The sequence below is a fragment of the Flavobacterium gelidilacus DSM 15343 genome (assembly GCF_000422685.1).
GTDB classification, from domain to species: Bacteria; Bacteroidota; Bacteroidia; order Flavobacteriales; family Flavobacteriaceae; genus Flavobacterium; species Flavobacterium gelidilacus.
Genome location: NZ_KE383903.1, coordinates 212,746 through 224,637 on the forward strand (window position 1 = coordinate 212,746; position 11,892 = coordinate 224,637).

Sequence of the window (11,892 nt, forward strand, 5' to 3'; positions counted from 1 at the left end):
ATCAAAAGTAAAATTTAAATATTGTTATCGACTTTCTTTTCGACAAGCACATTTTTAGTATAGACGAATGGTAGAAAAGTATAGACAAGTAGTTTTAATTACATGTGACTCAAAATCTCTTTTTTCAACGTATCATATTCACCTTGCATGATTAAACCATTATCTAATAAGCGTTTGTAGTTCTGAAGTTTCTCAAACAATTCATCTTGAGACAGCTCATTTAGCTTTTTATCGCTTGAAGATAAAGTATCTTTTGGTTCTTCATACGTTTCATAAGTTGGAGTTGATGGAACGATTTCTGCAAAATGAGTTACTTCTTCCGCTTCAATTTCTTCAATTATTTCTTCTTGAGGAAATTCTTCAGCTTTAATATCTTCTGCAATATAAGGATTAACAATAGGATTTTTTAAAAGATCCAATTGTTCTTTTGAATAAGTATATAGTTTTCTTGCTTGATTTTTAGGCAAGTAATCAATATTAAGCGTTAAATCAGATTTAGTATTGAAGGTGAATTCAGCTCCAAGAATTCCTTCTTTTACAAAAGTTCCGGCAACATCATTCCAATCATAATCAATAAATTCCATCGATAAACCTAAGTTTTTTGGCTTACATATAATAATTCTCTTGTTGGTAACCACTACGCTATCAGGAAAAACAGTTAATGCTGGTTTTTTTTGAACAGCTATATAACCAACTTCTTCATTAGACATTAAAAGATTTTCTAATTTTAAAGTAATCTTTTCAATTGCTTTTGGATCTTGGTCTTCGTTTAATATATTTTTTAAATTCTCAATCATATAAAAAAAGTTTAGAAGTATAAGAGGTTATTAGTTTTAAAGGTTTTGTAGTTATTTGAATACAAATGTAATGCCTAATTTTCTAAATTTTCAATTTCGGTTTTAATTTTTTTGGTTAGGCTGCTAAAAACCAATTCGTAAGAATGATTTATTAAGTGTAAAACTTTTTTATCTGGAACATCTTCATTGATTGTTACAGTATTCCAATGGACTTTACTCATATGAAATCCAGGATTTATCCCTTCAAATTTATCCCTTAATTCTAAGGCAACTTTTGGGTCACATTTTAAATTTATGGCTGGGATTTCTTTTTCCCAATTAGATAACGAAGTTAAAGCAAACATTTTACCGCCAACTTTAAAAACTAGAGTATCTTGATCAAAAGGAAAATGTTCGGTTACTCCTTTTTTGGATAAACAATATTCGTATAGTTGTTGAATGTTCATTCTATTAATTAAAAGATTTAAAAATTGAAAGATTTAAAAATTTACTCAAATGAAATTGCTTTTATTTTACATAAATTTATATAAAATGGGTTTGCTTGGACTTGCATCATTTTCGAATGAAGCGAATTGTAAATTTAACAAATAACTTCCGTCTTTTACAAAATCATCAACGTAAATTAATTCTGTAATCGTGCAATTCATTCTTGCATCATCGTTCAAATTATTCACATCTTTTACATTCCAAAAGGCTTTGTGAGCCAATAATTTTCCTTCATCATGTTCTTTATCTACACTTGGTAAATCAATTAATAAATGTTGAATTCCTTTTTCTCTAATAAAAACAGCAGCTTCTTCACTTAAATAAGGTGGATTTGTATTTGAATATTTTAAATGCTTTTTATCTTCAGAATTTGGTAACGTACGTATTATTAATGCTTTTATTGGAAAATCTGTTGAGACGTTGCAATGCAACTTCTCTTCGATGATTGCTTTTGTGATGATTAAATCTTCTCCGATTTTTTCAGGTTGAACTGAAATAACTTCAGCCAAAAAGAAAAACTGTTTCAAACATTGATTAATGCTGTAAAAATCTCGTGTAATGTGTCCTAAACATTCTGTGTGTGTTCCGTGTGCATGAGGATTAAAGAAAATATTATTGAAATTGGTAGATGATTTTCCTTCAGAAACTTTTCCTATCCAATCATCCATTTTTACAGGTTCGATTTCTGGTTTTCCTTGATACCATGCAATCGGATTTTCATCGTCATTGGTTAATGGAATGGATATATCAATGGGTTTTGATAGGTCGACTGTGTATTTATTATCTATTTGTGCTTTCATTTATGCTGAACTCGTTTCAGCATCTGATCATGCTAAAACTATATTTTGTTAAACTCGTTTCAGCATCTTTTGAACTTAACGAGATTTTGTTAGTAAGACACTGTTATTTACAACTCCAAATATAAATCTTTTAATTCGGGATTTAAAATTTTTGCTAAATTCCATTTCCAGTCTTTATGCCAATTTTTTAATTGTTTTTCTCTTAAAAAAGCATCTCTATAATTATCATATTCTTCAAAATAAATTAAAAATGTAGCACTATATTTTTTAGTAAATACTGCACCTGTTCCTTCTTTATGACATTCTATTCTATATTTTAAATCTTTTGTAGCTCCAACATACAAAACGGAATGGTTTTTATTTGTCAATATATAAACATAGCCTTTAATCATAAATTGTTTTCTTACGTTCAGCAGATGCTGAAACTAGTTCATTAACTCTCTCGTTAAAATTCAACAGATGCTGAAACTAGTTCAGCATAAACAAATCACTTGCAATTCCATCACATAAAAACTTTCCCTTTTTTGTGGTTTTTAGGATTTTATTTTCAATTTCTAACAAACCGTCATCGATAAATCGTTGGCTTTGTTTGTTTAAATAATCTAGAAAATTTTGTCCAAACTCTGATTCAATTCTGTCTAAAGAAACTCCCCAAATTGTTCTTAAGCCAGTCATAATATATTCGTTATAACTGTCTTCTTTTGTAAGTTTTTCTGAAGTTAAAGGCAATTTATTATCTTGAATAGACTTGATGTACAATGTGTTATTAGCAATATTCCAACTTCTTGATGTTCCGTTAAAACTATGTGCTGACGGACCAATTCCGATGTATTTTTTTCCTAACCAATAACTCGAATTATTTTTTGAAAAGAAATTTTCCTTTCCGAAATTTGATAATTCGTAATGAATGAATCCTTTTTCTTGAAGCGTTTCGACTAAAATATGAAAATGTTCTTGAGCCACTTCATCATTTGGTCCTTTGATGATTCCTTTTTTGATGAAAGTTTCTAAAGCAGTTTTGGGTTCAACCGTTAATGCATAGCTCGAAATATGTGGAATATTATAGGAAAGTGCTTTTTCAATATTCTGCTTCCATTTTTCGTTACTCATTCCTGGAATTCCGTAAATTAAATCTAAGGAAATATTTTCAAAGTATTTTGTCGCAAATTCCAAACAATTTGAAGCTTCATTGGAATTGTGAGCACGATTCATCATTTTTAAATCATCTTCAAAGAAAGATTGAATTCCGATTGAAAGTCGATTTACTCGATTGTTTGACAGTTCGATTATTCGACCTTCTGTTAAATCATCTGGATTTGCTTCAACCGTTATTTCTGGATTTTCTGCAACATTGTAATTTTTATAAACTTCATCAATCAAGAATTTTATGTCTTTAATTGACAATATGCTTGGAGTTCCGCCACCAAAATAAATGGTTTCAATACTTTCGTTTTCTGATTCATTTTTTCGCAAGGCAATTTCTTTCGCTAATGCCAAAATCATCTCGTCTTTCTTCTTTAAACTAGTAGAAAAATGAAAATCGCAATAGTGACAAGCCTGTTTGCAAAATGGGATGTGTATATAGATTCCTGACATTACTTTTTAACTCGTGATTCATTCTGTTTCACAAAAGCATCCCAACCAGTATAACTTTTTTCACCTACAACTTTCCCTGAATTGAAAAAGTGACAAACTGCTGCTGCTAATCCATCTGTTGAATCTAGGTTTTTGGGTAATGTTTTTAAGCCTAATAATTGTTGAAGCATTTTGGCTACTTGTTCTTTGCTGGCATTTCCGCTTCCGGTGATTGCCATTTTTATTTTTTTGGGTTCGTATTCTGTGATGGGAATATCTCTTGAAAGTCCAGCTGCCATAGCTACTCCTTGTGCTCTTCCTAGTTTCAACATGGATTGCACATTTTTACCAAAAAAGGGTGCTTCGATAGCAATTTCGTCTGGATGATAAGTTTCTATTAGCTCAATAGTTCTTTCAAAGATGATTTTTAGTTTTTGGTAATGGTTGTCGTATTTGGACAATTGCAATTCGTTTAGTTGCAAGAATTCCATTTTTTTGTTGACTATTTTTATCAATCCAAATCCCATGATGGTTGTTCCTGGGTCGATTCCTAATATGATTCTTTCGCTAGACATTAGTGTTCAGTGTTCAGTATTTAGTTGGCAGTTAACTATTGAAAAAACAATACTAATTCGTTTTCAAATTGACTACTTTTGTTGCAATGATTGCTATTTCTCACAAAGCTAAACAATTCTTTTTGGTTACTATCAAACTTTTGATTGTAAGTGGCGCAATTTATTATATTTATTGGCATTTTAATGATGATAAAAAGATAGATTTTAATCAGATAGAAGGTTACTTATCTTTTAAAACTCTTTTGATTTTAACTACTTTTTCTTGTTTAAATTGGGTTTTAGAAATTTTTAAATGGAGACATTTAGTTTCATCATTCAAAAATATTTCATTTTTTGAAGCTATGGAACAAAGTTTAGGTTCCTTAACTGCATCGATTTTTACACCAAACAGAATTGGTGAATATGGTGCCAAAGCGTTATATTTCCCTAAAGAAAACACTAAACAAATTGTGCTTTTGAATTTTATTGGCAATAGCAGTCAAATGTTGATTACTACTCTTTTTGGTTTAATTGGGATTTTAATTAGTGATTTTAAGTTTGAAGTTTTTAATTGGTTTTTAATTCTTGCGCTAATTGTTATTATTTGTTTGCCGTTATTGTATTTTGCTAGAAATATTGAAATTTATGGGTTTTCAATTCGAAAAATAATTTCATTTTCTTTTGATTTTCATAGAAATAACCTTTGGTTTTCAATTATGCGTTATTTAGTTTTTTCATTTCAATTTTTGTATCTACTTTCAATTTTCCAAATTAAAATGGACTTTACAACTGCAATTGGAACTATTTTTACCATGTATTTTTTAGCATCTATAATTCCGACGATTCATTTTTTGGACGTTGCTGTTAAAGGAAGTGTGGCTTTGTTTTTATTTGGTCAACTAGGTGTTGATGATTGGAAAGTTGCTGCAATTATTTCGATTATGTGGCTTTTTAATTTGGTTTTACCTTTGCTTATTGGAAGTATTTTTGTCTTAAAATATAAACCTTTAAAGAAATGATTTTAGTTGGATTTTATACTATGCTTTTTATTTATGTACTTTTTATAGGTGCATTTATTTATGGTTTTGGTAAGATGAAAGTTAAAAATCAAACGAATTTAAATCCGAAAACGAGCTTTAGTATTATTGTGCCTTTTAGGAATGAAACTGAAAATTTACCTAAACTTTTAAATTCTATTTCATTATTAGATTATCCGAAGGAATTGGTTGAAGTTATTTTGGTTGATGATGACTCGAAAGAGGAATTTAGAATTCAGAATTTAGAATTTAGAATTCAGATTATAAAGAATATTAGAAATACAAATTCTCCAAAGAAAGATGCAATAAATACTGCAATTTCGAATGCTAAAAACGATTGGATTTTTACAACTGATGCTGATTGTTTGGTGCAAAAAAATTGGTTGAAATCAATTGATGCTTATATTCAGATAGAAAATAAAAGAATGGTTGCTGCTGCTGTTTCTTATTTACAAAAGCAAGGATTTCTACATGATTTTCAGCATTTAGATTTTTTGAGTTTACAAGGTGTCACGGTTGGAAGTTTTGGAATTGAGAAACCGTTTATGTGTAATGGTGCAAACTTTGCTTATGAAAAAACATTTTTTAAGGAATTAAATGGGTTTGAAGGAAATGATAAAATAGCAAGTGGTGACGATGTTTTTTTATTGCAAAAAGCTTTACAATTTGATGCAAAACAAGTTGGATTTTGTGCGAACAAAGAAAGTATCGTTGCTACAAAAAGTGTTACGAGTTGGAAAGCATTGTTTTATCAACGTGTGCGTTGGGCAAGTAAATCGAGTGCTTATGTGGATTGGTTTTCGAAAATTTTGGCTATTGTGGTTTTCTTAACGAACTTTTTTTTGGTGATTGGTTTTGGGTTATGGGTAATGGGTTTATTCACTTATGATAACTTACTTTTCTATTTTGGAATTAAGTTTTTGGTGGATTTTATTATGATTCAGAAATCGGCTAATTTCTTTGGGCAACGTATTCGATTTGTTTTGATTTGTAGTTTGGTTTATCCTTTTTTTACTAGTGCTGTGGCTTTGTATTCTTTGTTTGGGAATTATAGTTGGAAAGGGAGAATTTTTAGGAAATAAATGCTTTTTTAAAACACATAGAAACATAGGTTTTGAGTTCTTTTGAAAAGTCGCTTTGCTTTTTATATGAATCATTACATTGATGAAAAACAATTACTTCTTTTGATTATTTTTAAACATATAAGTCATCTAAGTTAAAAAAGATAGAATGATAGGTTTTTGATTGTAACTAAATCGCTTTGCTTATTTTAGAAAAACATAGTTTGTTATGAAAACGGATTTCATAGCCCTGATAGCAATGGAAAGCCTTTTGTGAAAGAATGCTATTTTTTGTTGTTATAAAAAAGCGACCTAAGAAGCTCTTTTTATGACTTACAAAAAAAGTATTGTTTGCAAAAGCTTGTAATGGATAGCAGGAAATAGCTTCTGAAATAAATTCAGGATAAATTCTGAAAAAACTACTTTTTCTTAATAATTACAGGTAAAATAAATTGGGTTTTAACTTTTACACCTCGTTTACTTGCTGGTTCGATTGGTGGGAAATTAGCTAGTTTGTCTTGAATTATACTATCAATTTCTTTCAAATCATAGCCTAAACTGTCTTTTGAATGTTGAGTTTCAAAAATGCTTGTTCTGTCTGGAAAAACTGTTACTTTAACCTGAATTGTATCAATATTTGGATATAACATTTGAATGGAATCAACGCTTATTTTTTGTTGGATTTCCTTTGAAAGATAATTGAAAAAACACTGCTTTTGGGCTTCTTTATTTTGCATGGTATCGCAAGCGTAAACCGATGGATATTCGTCCACTTCGCTCCAATTTATTTTTTGAAGTTCTTGTTGCAATAATTCGGTTTCATTGGGCACTTTTTTATCAAAAAGTTGGCATGAAACTATAAAAAAGAATAAAAATGTGATTCCGATGTTTTTCAAATCTTTTTTTTGTAAAAATACTATCTTTTTTTTATTGCATGTGCAATTCTTGTTTTAATTGAGAAATTCTTTTGGTAATATAATCCGTCTTTGACTGATGTGCCTGTGGAAATTTCTTTAAAAATAGTTTAAATACTGGCAAAACTTTTTTCTTATTTACTTCTTTGTAATCTGTAATAACGCATATTTGATAGTAAGCTTCTATGTTTTCTCTGTTCTCATTAAAGGCTTTATTATAAAATTTTAAAGCATAATCCAATTGAACATTTTTTTGATAATAAACGGCTTTGTAAAAATATTCACTTTCAAAAGTAAGTTGTTTTAGTTCAATAGTTTTATCTAAATCATTTTGTGCTTTTTTAAAGTCATTTAAGTTTCCAAAACACAAAGCTCTTTCAAAATAATAATTAGAATCTTCTGGATTTAATGCTAATAAATAATCATATATTTCTATTGCTTTTTTATAATTACTTAGCTTAAAATAAGCTTTTGCAATGTCTTTATAAATAAATTCATCGTCTTGATTTAACTTTAATAACATTTCGTAATCAATAATTGCACTTGAATATTCATTCAGAATATAATAAAGTTGAGCTCTTAATTTTAGCATATCGATATCATTTGAATTTTGCTTGATGAATCTGTTGCAAATTTTTATTCCTTCTTCTTCTTGCTTAATTTGCGAATAAAAATAAGCTAATTTATAATTGCTTTTATGGTAAGTTGAGTCAATCTCACTAGCTAATTTATAATTTTTAAATGCTTTTCCGGGTTCGTTTAGTTTTTCAAATGAAAGTCCTAAATAATATAAAAAAATGGAATTAGTTTTTTGATTTTGAACCAATTTATCAAATACAATTTGTGCTTTATCATACTTTGAAACATCTAAAAGTAGTAATCCGAAATCAAAATTTATTGGAATAGAAGTTGAGTCTAACTTAATATAATTTTGATAATATTTTAAAGCTTCATTTTTATTTCCTTTTGCTTCAAAAACTTTGGCAATTTTATAATTCTTACTATTTTCTGATGCTAATTTATAAGTGTTTATGGCTTCATTATATTTTCCTATTGCAACTAAACTATCACCCAAAGCTATGTTTTGAGCGTAACTTTGAAGCGATAGTGTTAAGAAAAATAATAAAATATATTTCATTGAAAATTGTTGTTGTTTTTAGAATATTTCTGAATTTATTATTTTTGCAATCTAAACGCAATAGGTTGAGCATAAGAAACTGCTACTGCTTCTCCTTCTATCATTGCTGGTTGGAATTTTGGAAGAAGTCTAATGATTTTTATTGCCTCTTCTTCTAATAAATAACTATTATCATTTCCAGTTCCTTTAACATTCAAGTTTTCAATTAGTCCTTCTTTAGTGATTTGAAACATAATAGTCACTCTACCTTGAACTTTTTTGTCAACTGCTTCTTTGGGATAGTTAAAATGTGTTTTAATGTGATCATTCATAGCTCTGATAAAACATTCTTTTGCATCATTGCCTGTTTTTTCTTCACAACCTTCAAAAGCTGGTGGGTTTTCAAGCAGTGCAAAAGGTATTGGGTCATCAGAAGTAGGTTTGGTATTAATAATTTTAGCTTCTGTGTTTTTAGATAATTCTTTTAAATTTTCTTCTAGAAAATTTTCATCTAAAACCTTTATTTTTTCTTCTTTTGTCGCACTTTGATTGAATTCTTTAATCTCTTTTAATAATTTTTCTTTTTTCTTTTCAACAGTTTCTCCTTTATTAACTTGTGCTACAACACTAGTTGAAAACAACATTAAAGACAAGACTGTCATAGGAACAACTACTAAATACTTGATCATTCCTGCTTTTTTTGATTTTGATTTTTGTAACATAACTAAACGTTTTTTGATTAATGATTGATTGTAAAAATTATTGGTTAATGAAATGGAGTTCACTTCAAAAATTTGACATATAAGCGTTTCATAATAACAGCTTTTATTTTCGGAAATACTGTTAGAATCGGCTTCAAATTCATGTGTTTCAACTATTCTTTTTTGATAGAAATACACTAAAGGATTGAACCAAAAGATAATTTTCAACATTTCTAAAAAAACTAAATCTAAGGAATGAAGTTGGTTTTTATGAACTTTTTCGTGTTTTACTATTGTTTCAATGTTTGAATTATCGTTTCCAATAAAAATATAATTAAAAAATGAAAATGCTTGCTTAGAGTTTTTAATGCGATGTACTTCAACTTGATCAATTACTTCAATTAAAGTGTTTTTCTTAATTTGATAAATTTTGAAAAGTTTAATTAAAAACAACATAAGGAAGACTAAAATACCTATTCCGTATAAAATAAAAAGCGGTATAAAAGAGGAAGTGATTTCTGATTTATTTTCAATAAAACCAGCATTTGAAACAACAATCTCTTTTAATTGAAAAAAAGTTTGCTTTTGAATGTTTCCCTTAATAGGGATTTTTATCAATGGAATTATTAAAGACAATAGTATACTTCCTAAAAGATAAAATCTATTGGCTTTAAAAAAGGTTTCTTTCTTGAAAAATATTTCAAAAATTATTAAAAAACCCAATTGCAAAAGTATGGTTTGTAAGCTGTAAACTAAAAAATCATTCATCTTCTTTGCTTTTAATTTCATTAATCATTTGTTCGAAATCTTTTAAATCAACATCATTTTTCTTAACAAAAAAGGAAACCATGTCTTTAAACGAACCTTGAAAATAATTTTCAACCAATTTATTTAATGACGAATTACTGTATTCTGTTTTTTTTAGTAATGGAAAATAAATATATCCTTTACCTTCTTGTTTATGACCCACAAAGCCTTTTGTTTCTAATATTCTTATAATTGTGGAAACTGTGTTGTAAGCTGGTTTTGGCTCTGGTAATTTATCTAGTACATCTTTTACATTAGATTCGTCTAAATCCCATAAAACTTGCATTATTTCTTCTTCGGCTTTTGTAAGTTGTTTCATTTTATGCTGCATTTATTTCAGTATCATTATAATAATATACTAGTGTTTTTTGAACTAAGTTTTTAGTTTGATAATTCAAATGTAAACTAAATATTTAGTTTAAACTAATCTTTTAGTTGAAAGTTTTGTAAAAAAAGTATTTATAGAATTTATAAATGCTTTTTAAATTATTTTTTAGCAGGATTTTTTTCTGCTTCAAGTTTAAAGTTAATAGGTAGAGTATACTTCACTTTTACTGGTTTTCCTTGATGAATGCCTGGTTTTAATTTAGGTAATAATTTCATTATTCGAATTGCTTCGTTTTCCAAAAAATTAACTCCTATTATTTTTGGACCTCTAGTAGTTATATCTGTGGTAGTACCGTCTACATCAATTACAAACGAGACATAAATTCTCCCTTGTATATTTTGATCTTGTGCTTCTTTAGGGTAAACCAAGTGAGTTCGTATGTGTCTTTGTATTTGTTTATTAAAGCAGGATTTTGATTCATTTGGTTTTAAACCTTCACAGGCTTCAAATTCAGGAATTTTTTCTATGACTTGAAAGGGTAATTCTGATTCTGATTCTGGGTCAGCAACTGGAACATTTTCTTGTGCAAAAGAGAGATTAGTCAAAAATAACAGCAGAAAACTGGTTTTTAAAAGTAAATTTTTCATTAATTTAGTTTGAAATTTATTGGTTGTGCGTAGCTTACACCAACTGCTTCACCTCTTTGAATTGCAGGTTTAAATTTTGGAAGTAATTTTATTATTCTAACAGCCTCAATTTCTAACAACTGACATCCTTCTGGAGCATGCGTTTTTATATTTGTTATATCTCCATTTTTATCAATAACAAACAAAACTGTTACTCTACCTTGTATATTCTTTTTTACGGCTTGTTTTGGATATCTAAAATTCGATATAATATGATTATTCATCATTTGAAAAAAACAATCTTTAGCTTCTTTTCCTGAGGTTATTTCACAATTATCAAATTGTGGAATATCTTCTAAAACCACAAAGGGAACATCAATATCTTGATTTTGAGCAAAACTAAATGTTGAACTCAATAAAAATAATATCAAATTTAATTTCAATACCAATTGTATGTTTTTCATAAATTATCTTTAAATTAGGTAATAAAACAAATATATACTTTTTTTGTAATAAAATAAATCAATTCAACTATGGAATATGTTTTACTTATTTTAGGTCTAGTATTAATTCTTTTTGGAATAGTTGGAAGTATTTTGCCTGCTTTGCCCGGACCACCAATTAGTTGGGTTGGATTGTTACTTATTTATTTAATCCCGGCTATAAAAATTAATTATTGGATTTTAGGATTAACTCTTATTCTAACAATAATTATTGCTGTTTTAGATTATGTTTTACCCGCAAAAGGAACTAAACACTTTGGAGGCACAAAATACGGTGTTTGGGGAACAAATATCGGATTACTAATTGGATTGATATTCTTTCCTCCTTTTGGATTTGTTATTGGTCCGTTTTTAGGAGCTTTTATTGGAGAACTTATCTATAACTCAAAAGACACTAAAGGAGCTTTTAAAGCTGCATTTGGTTCGTTTTTAGGCTTATTGGCTTCAACTTTTATGAAAATTATGTTTTGCTTGGTTTTGCTTGGAATTTACCTTGTAGTTTTCTTCTCTAATTTAGAAGTTTGGTTTTAATAAAAAACCACCTAAAATTTTCATTTCAGATGGTTTTTCAAAATTTAACTAATCT

15 protein-coding genes are annotated in these 11,892 nt (G+C 28.3%); 3 read left to right on the forward strand and 12 right to left on the reverse strand.

What is annotated here, in order from left to right; translation table 11 throughout:
- Positions 1-98 precede the first annotated feature (98 nt).
- The 6 genes from G507_RS0110670 to ruvC all read right to left on the reverse strand — a co-directional run bounded on the left by G507_RS0110670 (position 99) and on the right by ruvC (position 4,233).
- Positions 99-797: a PH domain-containing protein gene (locus tag G507_RS0110670; RefSeq protein WP_026717462.1), complete on the reverse strand. Its 699-nt coding sequence runs from the start codon at positions 795-797 to the stop codon at positions 99-101.
- A 74-nt stretch (positions 798-871) separates the two neighbouring features.
- On the reverse strand, positions 872-1,243 hold the full coding sequence (locus tag G507_RS0110675; protein ID WP_026717463.1) for an MmcQ/YjbR family DNA-binding protein: 372 nt from the start codon (positions 1,241-1,243) through the stop codon (positions 872-874).
- Positions 1,244-1,309: 66 nt separating this feature from the next.
- Positions 1,310-2,083 carry a cyclase family protein gene (locus G507_RS0110680; RefSeq protein WP_026717464.1) on the reverse strand — a complete coding sequence of 258 codons (774 nt, stop codon included), beginning with the start codon at positions 2,081-2,083 and terminating at the stop codon, positions 1,310-1,312.
- A gap of 107 nt (positions 2,084-2,190) precedes the next feature.
- Complete coding sequence (locus G507_RS0110685) at positions 2,191-2,475, reverse strand: GIY-YIG nuclease family protein (RefSeq protein WP_026717465.1); 285 nt, start codon at positions 2,473-2,475, stop codon at positions 2,191-2,193.
- 76 nt (positions 2,476-2,551) lie between these two features.
- Positions 2,552-3,679, reverse strand: coding sequence for a radical SAM family heme chaperone HemW (gene hemW / locus G507_RS0110690; RefSeq protein WP_026717466.1), 1,128 nt, complete (start codon positions 3,677-3,679; stop codon positions 2,552-2,554).
- A complete protein-coding gene (gene ruvC / locus G507_RS0110695; RefSeq protein WP_026717467.1) occupies positions 3,679-4,233 on the reverse strand; it encodes a crossover junction endodeoxyribonuclease RuvC in 555 nt (184 codons plus the stop codon). Before ruvC ends, hemW begins: the two co-directional genes overlap by 1 nt.
- 68 nt (positions 4,234-4,301) lie before the next feature.
- Here ruvC and G507_RS0110700 point away from each other — a divergent pair, with 68 nt between their 5' ends.
- Together G507_RS0110700 and G507_RS0110705 are read left to right on the forward strand one after the other, a co-directional pair.
- Positions 4,302-5,231, forward strand: a complete 930-nt coding sequence (locus G507_RS0110700; protein ID WP_051191628.1) for a hypothetical protein — start codon at positions 4,302-4,304, stop codon at positions 5,229-5,231.
- Positions 5,228-6,331, forward strand: a complete 1,104-nt coding sequence (locus G507_RS0110705; RefSeq protein ID WP_026717469.1) for a glycosyltransferase family 2 protein — start codon at positions 5,228-5,230, stop codon at positions 6,329-6,331. The genes G507_RS0110700 and G507_RS0110705 overlap by 4 nt, the downstream gene beginning before the upstream one ends.
- A 398-nt stretch (positions 6,332-6,729) precedes the next feature.
- On the opposite strand, the gene G507_RS0110710 is transcribed toward G507_RS0110705, so the two are convergent.
- The 6 genes from G507_RS0110710 to G507_RS16870 form a co-directional block, all read right to left on the reverse strand.
- Positions 6,730-7,206, reverse strand: a complete 477-nt coding sequence (locus G507_RS0110710) for a hypothetical protein (protein ID WP_051191631.1) — start codon at positions 7,204-7,206, stop codon at positions 6,730-6,732.
- Positions 7,207-7,237: 31 nt separating this feature from the next.
- Complete coding sequence (locus tag G507_RS0110715; protein WP_026717471.1) at positions 7,238-8,362, reverse strand: tetratricopeptide repeat protein; 1,125 nt, start codon at positions 8,360-8,362, stop codon at positions 7,238-7,240.
- Between the two features lie 38 nt (positions 8,363-8,400).
- Positions 8,401-9,831, reverse strand: coding sequence for a M56 family metallopeptidase (locus G507_RS0110720; RefSeq protein WP_026717472.1), 1,431 nt, complete (start codon positions 9,829-9,831; stop codon positions 8,401-8,403).
- A complete protein-coding gene (locus tag G507_RS0110725) occupies positions 9,803-10,168 on the reverse strand; it encodes a BlaI/MecI/CopY family transcriptional regulator (protein WP_026717473.1) in 366 nt (121 codons plus the stop codon). Before G507_RS0110725 ends, G507_RS0110720 begins: the two co-directional genes overlap by 29 nt.
- 167 nt (positions 10,169-10,335) lie before the next feature.
- Entirely contained in the window at positions 10,336-10,824 is a 489-nt protein-coding gene (locus tag G507_RS16865) for an energy transducer TonB (RefSeq protein ID WP_051191633.1), read from the reverse strand.
- On the reverse strand, positions 10,824-11,267 hold the full coding sequence (locus G507_RS16870) for an energy transducer TonB (protein ID WP_051191635.1): 444 nt from the start codon (positions 11,265-11,267) through the stop codon (positions 10,824-10,826). The genes G507_RS16865 and G507_RS16870 overlap by 1 nt, the downstream gene beginning before the upstream one ends.
- A 69-nt stretch (positions 11,268-11,336) precedes the next feature.
- On the opposite strand from G507_RS16870, the gene G507_RS0110740 reads away from it, so the two are divergent.
- A complete protein-coding gene (locus G507_RS0110740; protein ID WP_026717474.1) occupies positions 11,337-11,837 on the forward strand; it encodes a DUF456 domain-containing protein in 501 nt (166 codons plus the stop codon).
- The last annotated feature ends 55 nt before the right edge of the window (positions 11,838-11,892 follow it).